This window comes from Streptomyces luteogriseus, assembly GCF_014205055.1.
Lineage (GTDB): Bacteria > Actinomycetota > Actinomycetes > Streptomycetales > Streptomycetaceae > Streptomyces > Streptomyces luteogriseus.
In genome coordinates this window covers 5,211,009-5,229,558 of record NZ_JACHMS010000001.1, presented here as the reverse complement: position 1 = coordinate 5,229,558, position 18,550 = coordinate 5,211,009, and the positions used below count along the sequence as shown (strand labels likewise).

Sequence of the window (18,550 nt, the reverse complement as noted above, 5' to 3'; positions counted from 1 at the left end):
CCAAGGCAATGAACTCTTCACTTTGGAAATGGGCGAATTGCCCAGGTGTAGGGACGTGGAATGGGTCACCGTCGTAGCTCGGCGCGGAATGGGGCGGTTAGTGTGAGCGATCCGGTGCGCCCGGCTCTGAGGGACGGTCCTGAGGTCGCGCACTGAGTGACCGAGACCCGAGCGCCTTGGAGGGGAAGGCGCCGCGTGCCCCGACGGAGGAATCAGGCAACCGTGGACGCGCAAAGCCGTGGGCGGGCGGACGACATCGACCCCGCAGACCAGTGGGTACTCAACCCGGACACCGGCGAATACGAACTGCGACTGGGCACTTCCACAGCGCAGTCGGGCGTCCCCGCGCCCCGCAGGCCGAGGCCCTCCGAGGCGGCCCCGCCGGCGCGCGGCCGTAGGGAGTCCCCCGGCCGGTCGCGAACCGAGACACCCGGGCGCGCGGTGCCGCCACCGCGCCGGCGCCGTGGGGCGCCGGAGGAGCCGCTGCCGGGCCGGCGCGGACGGCGTCCGGCGAAGAGGGCCTCGAAGAGCAAGAAGATCCTGCTGTGGACCGGCGGCACGATGGCGTTCGTGCTGGTCGCCGGTGCGGGCGCCGCGTACTTCTACATCGAGCACCTGAACGGCAACATCGCGTCCGTCTCCGACGACGGCGCGAGCACCGGTGGCTTCCAGAAGGACAAGGCCATCAACATCCTGCTGATCGGCACCGACAAGCGCACCGGCAAGGGCAACGGCAGCTACGGCGACGCGGGCAGTGTCGGGCACGCCGACACCACGATCCTGCTGCACGTCTCCAAGGACCGTTCGAACGCGACCGCGCTGAGCATCCCGCGTGACCTGATCACCGACGTGCCGGACTGCCCGACGACGCAGGAGGACGGCACCCAGAAGATCATCCCGGGCACGCGGCAGGTCCGCTTCAACACGAGCCTCGGCCAGGACGGCCGTACGCCCAGCTGCACCATGCGGACCGTGACCGAGCTGACCGGGGTCAAGCCGGACAACTTCATGGTCGCGGACTTCAACGCGGTCAAGACGCTGACCAGCGCGGTCGGCGGGGTCGAGGTCTGCGTGGGCAAGGACCTCGACGATCCGGACTCGCACCTCAAGCTGTCCAAAGGCACGCACACCATCGAGGGCGAGCAGGCCCTGGCGTTCGTGCGCACCCGGCACGCCGTCGGCTTCGGCGGCGACCTGAGCCGGATCGGGCTGCAGCAGCAGTTCCTGAGCGCGCTGATGCGCAAGCTCAAGTCCAACGACACCCTCACCAGCCCGTCGAAGATGCTCGACCTGGCCGAGGCGGGCACCAAGGCACTGACCGTGGACTCGCAGCTGGACAGCATCGGCAAGCTGAAGGACCTCGGCCTGGAGCTGGGCAAGCTCAACACCGAGAACCTGACGTTCACCACCGTTCCGGTCATCGACAATCCGACGGAGAAGGTGAAGGCCACGGTCGTGCTGAACGAGTCGACGGCTCCGCAGGTCTTCGACATGATCAAGAATGATGTCTCCTTCACCGCCGTCAAGGAGCAGAAGAAGAAGGAGGCCGCGGCGGTCGCCGCCCGGCTGAAGGGCACCAAGGCCCCGGCCTCGGAGGTGCGGGTGCGGATCCTCAACGGCGGTGCCGTCGCCGGCAGCGCGCAGGAGACGCTGAGCTGGCTGCAGAACGAGGAGGGTGTGGCGAAGTCGGAGAACGGCGGCAACGCACCGGCCTCGCTGGCGAAGACCACCCTCGAGTACGCGCCGGACCAGGCCGGCCAGGCCCGCCGTCTCGCCGCCATCATGGGCCTGTCCGGGTCCGCGATGAAGCCGGGCGAGAGCGTGACCAACTCCCAGGGGCTGCCCGCGATGACACTGACCCTCGGCAAGGACTTCGAGGAGGCGGGGGTCCCCCTCACCGCGCCTTCAAAGGCGCCGGAGGGCGTGCAGAAGTCCACCGCCGACAAGGTGGAGTGCGCCAAGTGACGTGAATGTCCTTCGCGTTCGCCGAAGTTCCTTCAAACAAATGGGCGGGATTGCCCAGTTGTGAGAACGTGGAATTTGTCACCCACGTCGCTTGACGCCGAAGTGTGCGGATAGTGTGTGCGATCCAGTGCTCTCACCCATGAGCTCCGTCCTGGGGGCGTGCACTGCTTGACCAGCACCGTGCGTCTTCCGGGGGAGGGCGCCGCGTGGCCCGACGGAGGAATCAGGCAACCGTGGACGCGCAAGGCCGTGGGCGGGCGGGCGACATCGATCCCGCAGACCAGTGGGTACTCAACCCGGACACCGGCGAATACGAGCTGCGACTGGCCCCTTCCGCAGCGCAGTCGTCCGTCCCCGGGCCCCGTCCCGGTGGCCGTGGCCCGAGCGGAGCGGCGGGAGCGGCCCGTACCCGCCGGACCGCCCCCTCCCGGCGCTCCGGTGCGGCGGCACCCGACGCCGAGGCTCCTTCCCCGCGCAGACGCCCCGGCGCCCCGGCCGATGCGGCCGCGGGGCGCCGCGGGCGCCGTCCGGTGCAGAAGAAGGCGAAGGGCAAGAAGGCCCTGATCTGGACCGGCGGCACGCTGGCCTTCGTCCTGGTCGCGGCGAGCGGGGCCGCGTACCTCTACTACGAGCACCTCAACGACAACATCACGTCCGTCTCCGACGACGGCGCCGGCACCGGCGGGTTCAGCAAGGACCGCGCGATCAACATCCTGCTGATCGGCACCGACAAGCGCACCGGCAAGGGCAACGAGGGCTACGGCGACAAGAACAGCGCCGGGCACGCGGACACCACCCTGGTGCTGCACGTCTCCAAGGACCGTTCGAACGCGACGGTGCTGAGCATCCCGCGCGACCTGATCACCGACATCCCGGACTGTCCGACGACGCAGGAGGACGGCTCGGAGAAGGTCATCCCGGGCAAGCAGCGCGTGCGCTTCAACAACAGCCTCGGGCAGGAGGAGCGGACGCCGAGCTGCACCATGCGCACGATCACCGAGCTGACCGGGCTGAAGATGGACCACTTCATGGTGGCCGACTTCAACGCGGTCAAGACGCTGACCAGCGCGGTGGGCGGGGTCGACGTGTGTCTGGCCAAGGACATCAAGGACCCCGACTCCAAGCTCGACCTGCCCAAGGGCGAGCACACGATCGAGGGCGAGGAGGCCCTGGCCTTCGTCCGCACCCGGCACTCCGTGGGCTTCGGCGGCGACCTGAGCCGGATCGAGCTGCAACAGCAGTTCCTGGGCTCGATGATGCGCAAGCTGAAGTCCAACGACACCCTCACCAGCCCGTCGAAGATGATCAAGCTGGCGGAGGCGGGCACCAAGGCGCTGACCGTCGACTCCCAGATCAGCACGATCAAGAAGCTGGCCGATCTCGGGGCCGAGCTGGGCAAGTTCGACACGAAGAACCTCACGTTCGCCACCGTCCCCGTCGTCGACAATCCGGCGGAGAAGGTCAAGGCCACGGTGGTTCTGAAGGAGCCCCAGGCCCAGCAGCTGTTCGCGATGGTCCGGGACGACGTGTCGCTGACCGAGGTGAAGCAGGAGAAGAAGAGGGAGAAGGCCGCCGAGGCCGCCCGGCTGAAGGGCACCAAGGCGCCGGCCTCCGAGGTGCGGGTGCGGATCCTCAACGGCGGTGCCGTCGCCGGCAGCGCGCAGGAGACCCTCAGCTGGCTCCAGGTCCAGCAGGGCGTGACCAAGTCCGAGAACGGGGGCAACGCCGAGCAGCCGCTGGCGAAGACCACGCTGGAGTACGCGCCCGACCAGGCCGACCAGGCACGCCGGCTCGCCGCCGTCATGGGTCTGTCCGGTGCCGCGCTGAAGCCGGGCGAGAGCGTGACCAACTCCCAGGGCGTCCCCGCGATGACGCTGACCCTGGGCAAGGACTTCGAGGGTGCGGGCGTGCCGCTCACGACTCCGGCGAAGGTGCCGGAGGACGTGCAGAAGGCCACGGCCGACAAGGTCGAGTGCGCGAAGTGACCTGAGCGTCCCATTCTGCGTCTCACAGGTGGACGGAGCATGCCCGGACGAATCGGCCGGGTGTACATCCGACCGGGCATGTCAGTGGTCCAACCAGGAGCGGGGACGACCGTGCTCCGGCGGAGCAGCGGGGGAACCCGTGGTCCGGGCGGACGCGGGTCACCCGTGATCCGAACACGACGCGGGGCGGTCCCGTGGGTCGGCCGTAGGGGTGGGAGGCAGGGGTATGGCGCAGAGTGACGTGCGCGGAGGCGCCACACGGCACGATTCGGGCGGCCTGGCCCAGGACGAACGTCCGGGGACGGCGGCGCCCGCGGGGGGCGGGAGCGAGGGAGGCAGAGGCGGCCCCGGCCGACGGCACGGCCGGCGGCGCGGCGGCGGACGCCGGATACTGCGCTGGTCCGCGATCGTGCTGTCGGTCCTGATACTCGGGACGGCCGGCGCCGGATACCTCTACTACCGCCATCTCAACGGCAACATCGACAAGGGCAAGCGCAACGCCGGCGAGTCCGACGTCGAGAAGACCGGGCCCAACGCGGCCGGCCAGACCCCGCTCAACATCCTGCTGATCGGTTCCGACAGCCGGAACTCCGCGGAGAACGTGAAGCTCGGCGGCGGCCGGGACAACATCGGCAGCAAGCCCCTGGCGGACGTGCAGATGCTCCTGCACGTCTCGGCGGACCGCGAGAGCGCGTCCGTGGTGAGCATCCCGCGGGACACCCGGGTGGACATCCCCAAGTGCACCGATCCCGACACCGGCGAGACCTACCCGGCCAAGAACACGATCATCAACGAGACGCTCCAGCGCGGCGGCCCGGGCTGCACCCTCGCCACCTGGCAGAACCTCACCGGCGTGTACATCGACCACTGGATGATGGTCGACTTCGCCGGAGTGGTGGACATGGCGGACGCGATCGGCGGCGTCCCGGTCTGCGTCAACCAGAACGTGTGGGACCGGCCGCTGCCCGGCCAGCGCGGCGGCTCGGGGCTGAAGCTGAAGGCCGGCACCCACAAGGTGCAGGGCAAGGAGGCGTTGCAGTGGCTGCGCACCCGTCATGCCTGGGGCAGTGACCCGCTGCGTGCCAAGGCGCAGCACATGTACATGAACGCGATGATCCGGACGCTGAAGGAGCAGAACGTCTTCACCGACACCGGCCGTCTGATGGGTCTGGCCGAGTCGGGCACGAAGGCGCTGAAGGTGTCCGAGGAGATCGGCACGGTCAAGGAGCTGTACGACGTCGGCATGCAGCTGAAGTCCGTCCCGACGAACCGCATCACGATGACGACGATGCCGTGGATCGAGGACCCCCTGGACCGCAACCACCTCGTGCCCAAGCCCGAGGACGCCGACACGATGTGGGCGATGCTCCGCGACGACGTCTCCTTCGACAAGGCGGGGAAGGCACGCGCGGCCGGGACCTCGGATCCGTCCCCGGCGTCGGGGAAGGCCACGGGGCCCGCCGCCGCGCCGGCCGAGGGGCTGTCGGTCACCGTGGTCAACGGGACGGCCGGTGACGAGCAGGCCGCCGTTCCGCAGCGGGCCGCCGCGATCGTGGCCGCGCTGCAACAGGAGGGCTTCACCCGGGCCGTCGCCGCCGGCCGGCAGGATCCGCACGGCCGGACCCAGGTGACGTACCCGAAGGGCACCGGGGAGCAGGGCCGGGCCAACGCGTTGTCGGTGGCGAAGGCGGTCGGCATCCCCGGCAGTCAGGTGCGGGCCACGGACGACGTGACCACCACGCTGACCATCGGCAGCGACTGGCGGGAGGGCACGACCTACCCGAAGCAGAAGGCTCCCGCGGCGGGCGACCTGCCCGACTCCGCGGACGCGCTGAGCGCGGACAAGAAGGAGTGCATGGACGTGTACCGGCCGTACCGGTGGTGAGCACGTCCCGTGGATGACAGCGGGGCCCGCCGTCCTTCCGGACGGCGGGCCCCGTTTCGTGTCCGAGGGCGGGCCAGCGGCGCGGCGCCTCCGCCGGCTGGATGCGGCCGACGCGCCGGGCCGGGTAGAGACCGGTGAGGACCCCGGTGGCCAGTCCGACCAGGGGGGCGGTCACCGCCGTCGCCGGATGGATGACGGCCGTCCACTCGCGGTGGACGGCCGTGACGACGACATTCGCGTCAGGTCGGGTCAGCTCGCGGCGGCGTCCGCACGCACCGCGGGGCGACGGGAGGCGATGACCTTCTTCGCCAGCGCCCGCGGGCTGGTCAGGAAGCCCCAGCCCCACGACATGTGCATCGTGGCCAGCGCCACGGGGATCTGCAGCCGCGCCTTCAGCGGCAGGCCCTTGCCCGCCGGCACCGAGCCGAGCAGGATCGCCGCGAGATAGCCGCCCGGCACGACGAAGCCCCACGGCGTCAGCAGGGCGCCCACCAGGATCCCGGCCCCGATCGCGCACACGGCGGTCGGCGGGGCGAGGTAACGCAGGTTGATCGAGCCCTCGTGGAAGCGGGCGACCACGTGGCGCCAGCGGCCGTAGTCCTTGTACTGCTTGGCCAGCGCCTTCATGCTCGGCCGCGGCCGGTACGACACCTTCAGCTCGGGCGAGAACCAGACCAGACCGCCGGCCTCGCGGATGCGGAAGTTCAGCTCCCAGTCCTGGGCGCGGATGAACTCCACGTTGTAGCCGCCCTGCTGCTCCAGCGCCTCGCGCCGGAACACACCGAGGTAGACGGTCTCGGCCGGACCGGCCTGGCCGCCCGTGTGGAAGGCGGCGTTGCCGACCCCGATCTTCGAGGTCATCGCGGCGGCGACCGCGTGCTCCCAGTCGTTCTCGCCCTCGGCGTGCATGATGCCGCCGACGTTCTGCGCGCCGGTCTCCTCCAGGAGCCGTACGGCGGTCGCGATGTAGTTCGGCGAGAGCATGCCGTGCCCGTCGACGCGGACGACGATCGGATGCCGGGAGGCGTTGATCGCCGCGTTCAGCGCCGCGGGCGTCCGGCCGGTGGGGTTGGGGACGGTGTGGACACGCGCGTCTTCGGCCACGAGCTCGGCGGCGATCTCGTCCGTGCGGTCCGTGGACGGACCGAGGGCGATCACGACCTCCATCTCGCCGGCGTACTCCTGCGCGAGGATCGCTTGGACTGCTCCCCGCAGATGCCGCTCCTCGTTGAGGACGGGCATGATCACGGAAACGGCGGGGTGCCGCACGTCGGGATTGGCGTTCATAGGGGCCTCACGTTACCGCGAACGGGGGACAGCGTTGCGCGCCGCCGGGGCGGTGGCGCGGGCCGCAGATCGTATCGGCCTACGGTTTCACGGATCCCACGTACGGCCGTCGTCCGGAGGTGCCCCATGCCCACGCCGCCGCGGTCCCCTCGGTCCACCGCCGGTCCCCGCCGCCGCCCGCAGCCCCCCACCCCCCGCCGCGCTCCGCGGCGACCCGCCCCGCCCGCCCGCAAGCCGCGCTGGGCCATGCGGGCGGTCACCACGCTGTCCGTGGTGGTCCTCGCCTCCGCCGGCATCGGGCACGCGGTGATGACCAGCCTGGACGCGGACATCGCCCGGGTCGACCCCTTCAGGGACATGAAGAACCGCCCGCAGGCGGGCCACGGCATGAACGTCCTGCTGGTCGGCACCGACGGCCGCGAGAAGATCAGCAAGGAGGAGCGCCGCAAGTACCGGCTGGGCGGTGCGCCCTGCCACTGCACCGACACGATCATGATCGTGCACATCTCCGGGGACCGGGAGCGGGCCAGCGTGGTGAGCCTGCCGCGCGACTCGTACGCGGTGACGCCGGCCCATGTCGACCGGGTGTCGGGCAAGCGGCACCACGGGCACCCCGTCAAGCTGAACGCCGCGTACGCCGAGGGCGGGCCGCAGCTGACCGTGCGCACCGTCGAAAGCATGACGAAGGTGAAGATCGACCACTATCTGGAGGTCGACTTCACCAGCTTCATGAAGACGGTGGACGTGGTCGGAGGCGTGCAGATCTGTACGACCGACCCCCTCAAGGACAGCTACACCGGCCTGAACCTGCCTGCCGGGCGGCACACCCTGGCGGGCGGGCAGGCGCTCCAGTTCGTCCGCGCCCGGCACGTCGACGGGGCGTCCGACCTGGGGCGCATGAAGCGGCAGCAGCGCTTCATGGCGGCGCTCGTGGAACGGCTCACCTCGTCCGGGATCCTGCTCAACCCGATGAAGTTCCGGGACGTGACGCGGGCGGTGCTCGGCTCCGTGCGGGCCGACAAGGGCTTCGGCACCGACGAGATGCTGGACCTGGGCCGCGCCATGCGGAACTTCTCCCCCTCCTCCTCCGAGTTCACCACCGTCCCGATCGGGCGCATGGGGTACGCCGTGAAGGGCGTCGGCTCGACGCTGAAGTGGGACCCGGTGAAGTCGGAGCGCCTCTTCCAGGCGCTGCGCCGGGACCAGCCGCTGTCCGTGCACCGGTCGCGCGGCGCGGCCCTGGTCGTCGCGGTCGCGCCGCAGCAGATCCGCGTCCAGGTGGAGAACGGCACCGGCACGCCCGGCCTCGGCCGCCGTGTGGACGCGGCCCTGGCCTCGACGGGCTTCCGCACGACGCACGCCCCCGTGAACGCCGCCACCCGTGACGTGAAGCGCACGGTGGTCGCCTACGACCCCCGCTGGGACCGCTCGGCCAGGTCCCTGGCGACCGCCCTGCCGGGCAGCGAACTGCGGGCGGTCAAGGGCCTGGGCGCCACCCTGAAGGTGATCGCGGGGGCCGACTTCGAACGCGTCCGCAAGGTCCGGGCCGAGGATCCGGGGCAGGGCGAGTTCGGGGTGGTGCGGGGGGACGAGGTGGCGTGCGGCTAGGGGCCATGGCCGCGCTTGTCGGCCCGGTCCGGTCCGTGGCGCGGCGTCGTGCGCGGCCAGGAGGCCAAGCCACACGGCTGGGCCCAGCCGGACGAGACGGTATGCGTCCCGAGGGCCGGGCCACACGGCAGGCCCGGCCGGGCAAAGCGGCACGCGGCCTCAAGGTCGGCCACGCAGCCTAGGCCCGACGAGCAGGACGGCACACGAACCACAGGCCCGGCCACACCGGAACGCCCAGCCGCACAAAACGGCGCGCGGCCAAGGTCGGCCACGCAACCGAGGCCCGCCGAGCAGGACGGCACACGAACCACAGGCCCGGCCACACCGGAACGCCCAGCCGCACAAAACGGCGCGCGGCCAAGGTCGGCCACGCAGCCTAGGCCCGCCGAGCGGGACGGCATGCGGACTGGAGGCCGGGACGCGCCGGTCAGTCCTCGAAGCCCTCCGCCGCTCGCTTCTCGCGCAGGTCCATGATCGCGCGGCGGCGGGCCAGGCGGTGGGTGCGGCGGATCTGGGCCTCCTGGTAGCGGCGCTTGTCGCGCTCGGTCTCCGGGCGGACCGGCGGGACCCGGCGGGGCTTGCCGTCGGCGTCGACCGCGGCGAAGACGAGGTAGGCGGAGCCGACCTGGGTGGCCGGGGCGGACTCGTTCCAGCGCTCGGCCAGGACCCGGACGCCGACCTCCATGGAGGTCCGGCCGGTCCAGTTGACCTGGGCCTTGACGTGCACCAGGTCACCGACGCGGACCGGCTCCAGGAACGCCATCTCGTCCATGGACGCGGTGACCGCGGGCCCACCGGAGTGCCGTCCCGCCACGGCCCCCGCCGCGTCGTCGACCAGCTTCATGATCACCCCGCCGTGCACGGTCCCCAGAAGGTTCGTGTCGTTGTGGGTCATGATGTGGCTGAGGGTGGTGCGGGACGCCGAGGTCGGCTTGCCCGGGATTTCCGGACCGCCGGAATCCGCAGCTGGGGCCTGGTCTGTCATGGCCCCTACCTTATGCCGAGGCGGCATGGGGGGGATTTGTGTCAGCTTCGCCACAGGCCTGCTCTGATTTTCCGACGACTCTTGTATGTGCCACTACCGGGACCTGCACACTGGGGCGCATGAATGACTGGCCCGAGGGATTTTCCGGCGACAACCGCGGCAGCCGATACGGACGCGGAAGCTCGAGCGCACAGCCCGAGAGCGCCCGTGTCATGCGGCAGGTCCGCCGCGGTCCGGCGGCATCGCCCGGGCAGGCGGGGTACGGCGGCGGAGTACCTCCGCAGCCCTCGTACGTCGACGGCGGCGGCTACGGCCCCGGTGACGGCTACGACAGCGGCTACAACACCGGCCAGGTCTACGGCTCCCCCGGCGGCAGAGGCCCCGGGGGCCCGGGCGACGGCATGTACGAGCCGCGCCCCGCCCCGAACTGGCGCCGCCGTATCAAGGTGACGGCCATCACGGTGGTGACACTGCTGGTGGTGACGAGCGTCGGTACGTACTTCTGGGCCGACTCCAAGCTCAACCGCGACGTCGACCTGTCGAAGGTCATCGAGCGTCCCGAGGCGGGCGAGGGCACGAACTACCTGATCGTCGGCTCCGACAGCCGCAAGGGGATGTCGGCCGAGGAGAAGAAGAAGCTGCACACCGGGTCCGCCGAGGGCAAGCGCACGGACTCGATGATGATCCTGCACACCGGCGGCGGCGCTCCGACGCTGATCTCGCTGCCGCGCGACTCGAACGTCACGATCCCGTCGTTCAAGGGCTCCGACTCCGGCAAGTTCTACCCGAACACCGGCCGCCAGACGAAGCTGAACGCGGCCTACGCCGAGGACGGTCCGGAGCTGCTGGTGCGCACGGTGGAGGCCAACACCGGCCTGCACATCGACCACTACGTGGAGATCGGCTTCGCCGGCTTCGCGAACATCGTCGACGCGGTCGGCGGCGTCGAGATGGACATCCCGCAGGACATCAAGGACACCAAGTCCGGAGCGGACCTCAAGAAGGGCAAGCAGACGCTGAACGGCGAGCAGGCCCTCGCCTTCGTCCGCACCCGCTACGCGCTCGCGGGCTCCGACCTGGACCGTACGAAGAACCAGCAGAAGTTCCTCTCGGCCCTGGCCAACCAGGTCGCCACCCCGGGCACGGTCCTCAACCCCTTCAAGCTGTACCCGACCATGAGCGCCGGCCTGGACACCCTCGTGGTCGACAAGGACATGGGCCTGTTCGACCTGGCGTCCATGTTCTGGGCGATGAAGGGCGTCAGCGGCGGCGAGGGCAAGTCGATGAACATGCCGATCGCGGGCAACGCCGCCAACGGCAACCTCCAGTGGGACACCGTGAAGGTGAAGACGCTGGTGAACCAGCTGAAGAACGACGAGCAGGTCACCGTCTCGGGCAACTGAGCGGGCACCGTCCCCGGCGACCGGGCGGGCGGACAGCGGAAGGGGGGCACCCGGCCCGGGTGCCCCCCTTCCGCTGTCTGCGGCGGTCCTCACATCGAGGCGGCCGACATCGAGCGGCAACTCTCGGCGCAGCGGCGACACGCCTCGGCGCAGCGCATCATCTGCGCGTCGTCCGGCATGGACATACACGCCTCGGCGCACATGTCACAGGCCCGGGCGCACATCGCGCACATCTCGGCCATCAGGGGCGAGCGGCGCATCATCATGTCGGCGCACATGCGCGTCATCTCGGCGCAGTCCATGACCGTGCGCATGATCTGCATCTGGGCCGGGCCGCCCATCTGCAGGCAGGAGCTCATGGTCTCCTCGCACACGCTGTGGCAGGTCATGCACGCCTGGACGCAGTCCTGCATCTCCTTGCTGAGCGGGGTGGTGGTGGTGGCGGGCTGCTGGGTCATGACGTCCTCCTGGGGGTGGCGGGAGCCGCGGATCGACGCCCGCACCTCTCGTCCTACGCCTCCGGCCCCATGAGCACCACAGGGCGGACCCGCCCGTGTGCGGTGCTCGTCCGGGTGTGTGGCATCACGCACCGGGCTCTGCGTGAAACCGCCCGCAGCGGCAAAAAGGGGTGCAGGCGCGCCGGGGCCCGGCGTCGCGAGGGCGGGGCGGCGAGACATCCGTGCAGGGGGAGACCCGGACATGACACAGCAGACGTACGACGAGACGCGGACTTCGGAGGCGGGAGGCCCGGAGGCGAGAGGTCCGGAGGCGAGAGGTCCGGAGGAGCAGAAACAGCGGCTGCGCAGACGGCTGGAGCGGCTGATCGGCATCGCGGCGACCGAGGGCAACGAGCTCGTGGCGTTGCGCAACGGCGACGAGATCTTCCCGGCGATGCTGGCGGCCATCCGGGCCGCGGAGCACACCGTCGACATGATGACGTTCGTGTACTGGCGCGGCGAGGTCGCGCACGAGTTCGCCGCGGCCCTGGCCGAGCGGGCCCGCGCGGGGGTCCGGGTGCGGCTGCTGCTGGACGGCTTCGGGGCCAAGGAGATAGAGCGGGACCTGCTGGACGCCATGGACGAGGCCGGCGTGCAGGTGGCCTGGTTCCGCCGGCCCACGCGCCTGTCGCCGATGCGCCAGAACCACCGCTGCCACCGCAAGGTGCTGGTCACCGACGAGCACACCGCCTTCACCGGGGGCGTGGGCATCGCCGAGGAGTGGTCCGGCGACGCGCGCAACCCGGACGAGTGGCGCGACACCCACGTCCAGGTCCGCGGCCCTGCCGTGGACGGCATCGCCGCGGCCTTCGCCCAGAACTGGGCCGAGTGCCACGACGACCTCTACGACGACCACGACCGCTTCACCGCCCAGGAGCAGCCGGGCCGGGCCACGGTCCAGGTCGTGCGGGGCTCGGCGTCCTTCGGCTGGCAGGACATGCAGACGGTCCTGCGGGTTCTGATCACCTCGGCGCAGGAGCGCCTGCGGCTGGCCACGGCCTACTTCGCCCCCGACGCCTACTTCATCGACCTACTGGCCGCGGCGGCCCGCCGCGGGGTCCGGGTCGAGATCCTGCTGCCCGGCCCGCACACCGACCAGCGGGCGTGCCTGCTGGCCGGGCGGCAGCACTACCAGACGCTGGTCGACGCCGGTGTGGACGTGCGGGAGTACCAGCCGACCATGCTCCACACCAAGATCATCACGGTGGACGGGGTCTGCTCCCTCATCGGCTCCACCAACTTCAACCGCCGTTCCATGGAGCACGACGAGGAGGTCGTCCTGGCCGTCCTCGACGAGGACTTCACCGCGCGGCTCGACACCGACTTCGAGGCCGACCGGAAGCGGAGCGAACCGATCGACCCGTCCCGCTGGAAGCGACGCCCCCTGCCCGCGCGCCTGGCCGAGGCCGCGGTGACCCCGATCCGCCGCTTCCTGTGAGAACACGCCGGCCCCCGGCGCGAGCCGGGGGCCGAGACGCGTCCGCGGAGACGGGCTACGGCAGGTTGCGCGCCATGACGATGCGCTGGACCTGGTTCGTGCCCTCGTAGATCTGCGTGATCTTGGCGTCGCGCATCATGCGCTCCACCGGGTAGTCGCGCGTGTAGCCGTAGCCGCCGAGGAGCTGGACCGCGTCCGTGGTGACCTCCATCGCCACGTCCGAGGCGAAGCACTTGGCTGCGGCGCCGAGGTAGGTGAGGTCGGCGTCGACGCGCTGGGAGGCGGCGGCGGCCTGGTAGGTCAGGGCGCGGGCGGCCGAGATTTTCATGGCCATGTCGGCGAGCATGAACTGGATGCCCTGGAAGTCGGCGATCGGCTTGCCGAACTGCTTGCGCTCCTGGACGTAGCCCTTGGCGTAGTCGAGGGCGCCCTGGGCGATGCCGAGGGCCTGGGCGGCGATGGTGATGCGGGTGTGGTCGAGGGTCTTCATCGCCGTGGCGAAGCCGGTGCCCTCCTCGCCGATCATGCGGTCGGCGGGGATGCGGACGTTGTCGAGGTAGACCTCGCGGGTCGGGGATCCCTTGATGCCGAGCTTCTTCTCGGGGGCGCCGAAGGAGACGCCCTCGTCGGACTTCTCGACCACGAAGGCGGAGATGCCCTTGGAGCGCTTGGCGGGGTCGGTGACGGCCATCACCGTGTAGTACTCGGACTCGCCGGCGTTGGTGATCCAGCGCTTCACGCCGTTGAGGATCCAGTGGTCGCCGTCACGGACGGCCTTGGTCTTCATGCCGGCGGCGTCGGAGCCGGCGTCCGGCTCGGAGAGGCAGTAGGAGAACATGCCGTCGCCCTTGGCGAGCGGGGTCATGTACTTCTTCTTCAGGTCCTCGGAGCCGGAGAGGATCACCGGCAGGGAGCCCAGCTTGTTGACGGCCGGGATGAGGGAGGACGAGGCGCAGACCCGCGCGACCTCCTCGATCACTATGACGGTGGCCAGCGCGTCGGCGCCGGAGCCGCCGTACTCCTCGGGCACGTGCACGGCGTGCAGGTCGTTCGCGACCAGTGCCTGGAGGGCCTCGTGCGGGAAGCGGGCCTCCTCGTCCACCGCGGCGGCGTGCGGCGCGATCTTCGCCTCGGCCAGCGAGCGGACGGCGTCACGGAGCATGTCGTGCTCCTCGGACGGGCGGTACAGGTCGAAGTCAGCCGATCCGGCCAAGGTCTCTCACGCTCCAAAACGCTGCGATGCTGACGCTAACTACCGTTAAGTAATCAAAAGTTTATGGGGTCGCCCACGCGAGTGATACGTGAGCTAGGCGACAGCGGAGAAGTTGCCCAGTGAAGCGCGCTGCCATGCCCCGGCTATGCTCGGGCGCGCACCGCATGCCGTAGACCCCTGGAGTACCCATGGCCCTGAAGATCACCGTGATCGGCACCGGTTATCTCGGCGCGACACACGCGGCGGCCATGGCCGAGCTGGGCTTCGAGGTGCTCGCCCTCGACGTGGTGCGCGAGAAGATCGAGAAGCTGGAGCGCGCCGAGGCCCCGATGTACGAGCCGGGCCTGGAGGAACTGCTGCGCAAGCACGTCGCCGGCATCGAGGGTTCCAGCGGGCGGCTGCGCTTCACCCAGGACTGGGCGGAGATCGGCGCGTTCGGCGATGTGCACTTCGTCTGTGTGAACACCCCGCAGCGGCACGGCGAGTACGCCTGCGACATGAGCTACGTCGACGCCGCGATGGCCTCGCTCGCCCCGCATCTGCACGGTCCGGCGCTGGTCGTGGGCAAGTCGACGGTGCCGGTCGGCTCCGCGGACCGCCTCGCCGCCTACCTGGCCGCACACGCGCCCGCCGGGGAGGATGCCGAGCTGGCGTGGAACCCGGAGTTCCTGCGCGAGGGCTTCGCGGTCGACGACACCCTGCACCCCGACCGTCTCGTGGTGGGCGTGCGCAGCGAGCGTGCCGAGAAGCTGCTGCGGGAGGTGTACGCGACGCCGATCGCCGAGGGCTCGCCGTTCGTGGTGACCGACTTCCCGACGTCGGAGCTGGTGAAGACCTCCGCGAACTCCTTCCTCGCCACGAAGATCTCGTTCATCAACGCGATGGCGGAGGTCTGCGAGGCCGCCGGCGGTGACGTCGCCAAGCTGGCGGAGGCCATCGGCTACGACGACCGGATCGGAAGGAAGTTCCTGCGGGCCGGGATCGGCTTCGGCGGCGGGTGTCTGCCGAAGGACATCCGGGCGTTCATGGCGCGCGCGGGTGAGCTGGGCGCGGACCAGGCGCTGACGTTCCTGCGGGAGATCGACTCGATCAACATGCGCCAGCGCGGGCAGATGGTGGAGCTGGCCCGGCAGGCACTGGGCGGCGGGCCGTTCCTGGGCAAGCGGGTGGCGGTGCTGGGCGCGACCTTCAAGCCCGACTCGGACGACGTGCGGGACTCGCCCGCGCTCAACGTGGCCGGGCAGATCCACCTCCAGGGCGGCCAGGTCACGGTCTACGACCCGAAGGGCATGGACAACGCCCGCGGTGTGTTCCCGACGCTCGGCTACGCCGACTCGGCGCTCGACGCGGTGCGCGGGGCCGACATCGTGCTGCATCTGACGGAGTGGCGGGAGTTCCGCGAGCTGGACGCCGAGGCGCTCGGCGAGGTCGCCGCGGCGCGGGTCATCCTGGACGGCCGCAACGCCCTGGACCCTGAGCTCTGGCGCAAGGCCGGCTGGACGTACCGGGCGATGGGGCGTCCCCGCGCCTGAGCGCGCGCCACACGGGTGACGCCGGTTCGGCCGAGGCTCAGTCGGCCGAACCGGCGTCTTCGTGCATTCTGCACCACCCGGCCGTAAGGCGGGTCCTCTACGCCTCCTTGGCCCGGTAGCGGCGCATCTTCGCGCGGGCTCCGCAGACCTGCATGGAACACCAGCGGCCGCGGCCCGCCGGGCTGCGGTCGTAGTAGGCCCAGTGGCAGTCGGCGGCCTCGCAGGCCTTCAGGCGGGTCCAGGTGCCGGCGACCAGGGCCTCCGCCACGGCGGCGGCCACGCGCGCGTGCAGCGAGCGGCCGTCGGCGGGCACGAGGGCGGCCGAGCCGTCCGCCGCGTCGACCGTGACGAGGAGCGGGGCCTCGGCCAGGAGTGTGCCGAGGGGGGTGACCCGGCGGTGCGGGGGGTGGCCGGCGTGCGCGAGCAGGGTCGCCCGCAGGGACTCGCGCAGGGTGCGGGCCCGGTCCGTCCCGTCCGCGGTGATGCCGAGCCGCGCCCGGCCCTCGGGGGTGTCCAGCGCGTCGGCGCCGGACTCCATGTCCAGCGTGTTCACCAGGGCCTCGACCAGGGCCAGGCCTCCGGGCGCGGGCGATCTCTCCGTCATGGCTGGACCGTACCTCTCGCGATTCCCCTTGCGAGGTTACCGCCTATGGGGGACCATGCAGTAACGGTTACTGGTTACCCGCTTCAGCAGGTAACGGCAACTTCGAGGAGGAAGTCATGGCTCTCGCCAAGCTGGGTGTGGTCGTCCTGGACTGTCCCGACCCGCGCGCACTGGCCGGTTTCTACGCCGAGGTGCTCGGCGGCACGCCGACCGTGGAGACCGACGGGGAGGACGAGTGGGTCGATCTGAAGGTGCCGGGCGGCACACCGCTGGCCTTCCAGGCCTCCGCCGGGTACGTACCGCCGCGGTGGCCGTCGCCCGACGGCTCCCAGCAGTTCCACCTCGACCTCGTGGTGGACGACCTGGACGCGGCCGAGAAGGGCGTGCTGGCGCTCGGGGCGAAGCCGCTGGACGCCGAGGACCGTGAGCGGACGTTCCGGGTTTACGCCGACCCGGCCGGGCACCCGTTCTGCCTGTGCGCCTGCTGACCCCCGGAGGTCCCATGTCCGCCGTTGCACGTTTGCGTTCCGTGGTCGTCGACTGCCCCGACCCCCACGCGCTGGCCCGCTTCTACGCACAGGTCGCCGGCGGTACGCCGGAGCGGGAGGACGACGACCCCGACTGGGTGGTGCTGCGCATCCCCGGCGGGCCCCGGCTCGCCTTCCAGCGCTCCCCCGGCCACACCCCGCCGGAGTGGCCGCGGGCCGACCGCAACGCCCAGCAGTTCCACCTCGACTTCGACGCCGGGTCGACCTGGGACGAGATCGACGCGGCGGAGGAGCGGGTGCTGGCGCTGGGCGCGCGGGTGCTGGACAAGGAGGACGACGAGAAGAAGGACTTCCGCGTCTACGCCGACCCGGCGGGACATCCGTTCTGCCTGTGCCGGATCGAGCAGGACTGACGCGAGACCGGATCGAGCAGGCCTGACGCGAGCATGTCCGGCCTGACGGGCCCGTCGGGCAGCAGGCCCGTCCGACGGCGGGCCCGCTACCCGTCCAGCTCCGAGATCGTCGCCGTGGACGGCTCGCGGCGCTGCTGGACGGCACGGGCCGTGAAATCGGCGCCGCGCAGGACGCGCTGGACGTTGCCCCAGGTCAGCAGCGCCACGTCGGCCTCCTCCCAGCCGCGCCTCAGCAGCTCGGCGATCAGCCTCGGATAGCAGGAGGTGTCGCCGAGCTCCTGCGGGTGCGCGGCTCCGGAGTCGTACGTGCCGGACAGCCCGACGCAGTGCGCTCCGGCCACGGCGCGGATGTGGTCGAGATGGTCGGCGACATCGCGGACGGTCGGGCCGGTCTGCTCGGCGGTCAGCGGCACCAGGCACAGCCCCTTGGCCGCGCCCAGCTCCGCCAGCAGGTCGTCGGGGAGGTTGGCCGGGTGGGGGCGCAGGCTCCGGGCCGCGGAGCGGCTGCACAGCACGGGCGCCCGGGACAGGCTCAGGACGCGGCGCAGGGTCTGGGCGGAGGCGCCGGAGAGGTCCGCGATCACACCGAGGCGGTTCATCTCGCGGACGACCTCCTCGCCGAACCGGGTCAGGCCCGCCTCGCTCGCCCAGGACACCCCGGTCAGCGTGAGGACGCGCAGACCGAGCAGGTGCAGCTGGCGCAGGATGCCGAGCGAGTCGCCCAGGGCCGGGGCGCCGGCGGGGCCGAGGAGCACGGCGACGCGGCCGCAGTTGCGGGCGTCGGCGACCTGCCCGGCCGTGCAGGCCGGCCGCAGGCCCTCCTCGCAGGTGCGGACGACGGTCTTCGCCAGGTCCAGCTGCTCCAGGGTGGCGCCGACGGCCCGGTCGCCGTCGAGGCCCTCGGGCAGGTGCAACGACCAGAACAGCGCGCCCACATGGCCGCTGCACAGCCGGGGCACGTCCGTGTCGACGGTGCTCTCGCCGTCCTCCAGGTCGTACCAGGACAGGCGCTTGAGCGCCCAGGGCAGTCCGTTGTAGCCGTCGGCGACGGGGTGCGCGGCGAGGATGGCGCGGGCCCGGGTCATGGGCGCGTCGTCCGGGTCGGAGACGGGCTCGTACGACTCCGCCGTGACGACGCCCTCGTCGGGGTACGGCTCGGCCAGTTCGTCGAACTCGCCGGCGGCCGCGGCGGCGGTGCGCAGGTCGTCCTGGAGGTCTGCCATGGCGGCTCCGTACGGTCGTTCGTG

Annotated in this window: 15 protein-coding genes; 9 read left to right on the top strand and 6 right to left on the bottom strand. The window is 71.1% G+C overall.

The features are described from left to right. Positions 1–222 precede the first annotated feature (222 nt). The 3 genes from BJ965_RS23255 to BJ965_RS23245 all read left to right on the top strand — a co-directional run bounded on the left by BJ965_RS23255 (position 223) and on the right by BJ965_RS23245 (position 5,835). Positions 223–1,965 (top strand): LCP family protein, encoded by a 1,743-nt coding sequence (locus BJ965_RS23255; RefSeq protein WP_184910431.1) that lies wholly within the window; start codon positions 223–225, stop codon positions 1,963–1,965. 233 nt (positions 1,966–2,198) lie between these two features. After that, a complete protein-coding gene (locus BJ965_RS23250; RefSeq protein WP_184910430.1) occupies positions 2,199–3,950 on the top strand; it encodes an LCP family protein in 1,752 nt (583 codons plus the stop codon). A gap of 226 nt (positions 3,951–4,176) precedes the next feature. After that, complete coding sequence (locus BJ965_RS23245) at positions 4,177–5,835, top strand: LCP family protein (protein ID WP_184910429.1); 1,659 nt, start codon at positions 4,177–4,179, stop codon at positions 5,833–5,835. Between the two features lie 249 nt (positions 5,836–6,084). Here BJ965_RS23245 and BJ965_RS23240 read toward each other — a convergent pair whose 3' ends face one another. Next, positions 6,085–7,122 (bottom strand): glycosyltransferase family 2 protein, encoded by a 1,038-nt coding sequence (locus BJ965_RS23240; RefSeq protein ID WP_184910428.1) that lies wholly within the window; start codon positions 7,120–7,122, stop codon positions 6,085–6,087. Positions 7,123–7,248: 126 nt separating this feature from the next. Between BJ965_RS23240 and BJ965_RS23235 the strand changes: the two genes are divergently transcribed. Beyond that, positions 7,249–8,730, top strand: a complete 1,482-nt coding sequence (locus tag BJ965_RS23235; RefSeq protein WP_184910427.1) for an LCP family protein — start codon at positions 7,249–7,251, stop codon at positions 8,728–8,730. Positions 8,731–9,157: 427 nt separating this feature from the next. Here the strand turns inward: BJ965_RS23235 and BJ965_RS23230 are convergent, their stop codons facing one another. Beyond that, positions 9,158–9,715 carry an acyl-CoA thioesterase gene (locus BJ965_RS23230; protein ID WP_246545952.1) on the bottom strand — a complete coding sequence of 186 codons (558 nt, stop codon included), beginning with the start codon at positions 9,713–9,715 and terminating at the stop codon, positions 9,158–9,160. Between the two features lie 119 nt (positions 9,716–9,834). On the opposite strand from BJ965_RS23230, the gene BJ965_RS23225 reads away from it, so the two are divergent. Beyond that, the gene (locus BJ965_RS23225) at positions 9,835–11,118 is read left to right on the top strand and encodes an LCP family protein (RefSeq protein ID WP_184910425.1); all 1,284 of its coding nucleotides are present in this window, start codon (positions 9,835–9,837) and stop codon (positions 11,116–11,118) included. An 89-nt stretch (positions 11,119–11,207) separates the two neighbouring features. Here the strand turns inward: BJ965_RS23225 and BJ965_RS23220 are convergent, their stop codons facing one another. Continuing rightward, positions 11,208–11,576, bottom strand: coding sequence for a four-helix bundle copper-binding protein (locus BJ965_RS23220; RefSeq protein ID WP_184910424.1), 369 nt, complete (start codon positions 11,574–11,576; stop codon positions 11,208–11,210). 241 nt (positions 11,577–11,817) lie between these two features. Here BJ965_RS23220 and BJ965_RS23215 point away from each other — a divergent pair, with 241 nt between their 5' ends. Beyond that, positions 11,818–13,053: a phospholipase D-like domain-containing protein gene (locus BJ965_RS23215; protein WP_246545950.1), complete on the top strand. Its 1,236-nt coding sequence runs from the start codon at positions 11,818–11,820 to the stop codon at positions 13,051–13,053. 55 nt (positions 13,054–13,108) lie between these two features. Here BJ965_RS23215 and BJ965_RS23210 read toward each other — a convergent pair whose 3' ends face one another. Continuing rightward, entirely contained in the window at positions 13,109–14,266 is a 1,158-nt protein-coding gene (locus BJ965_RS23210) for an acyl-CoA dehydrogenase family protein (RefSeq protein WP_281402936.1), read from the bottom strand. Positions 14,267–14,454: 188 nt separating this feature from the next. Here BJ965_RS23210 and BJ965_RS23205 point away from each other — a divergent pair, with 188 nt between their 5' ends. Beyond that, positions 14,455–15,798, top strand: coding sequence for a UDP-glucose dehydrogenase family protein (locus tag BJ965_RS23205; RefSeq protein WP_184910422.1), 1,344 nt, complete (start codon positions 14,455–14,457; stop codon positions 15,796–15,798). 97 nt (positions 15,799–15,895) lie between these two features. Here the strand turns inward: BJ965_RS23205 and BJ965_RS23200 are convergent, their stop codons facing one another. Next, positions 15,896–16,402: a CGNR zinc finger domain-containing protein gene (locus BJ965_RS23200; RefSeq protein WP_184910421.1), complete on the bottom strand. Its 507-nt coding sequence runs from the start codon at positions 16,400–16,402 to the stop codon at positions 15,896–15,898. A gap of 116 nt (positions 16,403–16,518) precedes the next feature. On the opposite strand from BJ965_RS23200, the gene BJ965_RS23195 reads away from it, so the two are divergent. After that, positions 16,519–16,890, top strand: coding sequence for a VOC family protein (locus tag BJ965_RS23195; RefSeq protein WP_030844717.1), 372 nt, complete (start codon positions 16,519–16,521; stop codon positions 16,888–16,890). Between the two features lie 14 nt (positions 16,891–16,904). Then, positions 16,905–17,303, top strand: coding sequence for a VOC family protein (locus tag BJ965_RS23190; RefSeq protein WP_184910420.1), 399 nt, complete (start codon positions 16,905–16,907; stop codon positions 17,301–17,303). An 86-nt stretch (positions 17,304–17,389) separates the two neighbouring features. Here the strand turns inward: BJ965_RS23190 and BJ965_RS23185 are convergent, their stop codons facing one another. Continuing rightward, entirely contained in the window at positions 17,390–18,526 is a 1,137-nt protein-coding gene (locus tag BJ965_RS23185; protein WP_184910419.1) for a dipeptidase, read from the bottom strand. Positions 18,527–18,550: the final 24 nt, after the last annotated feature.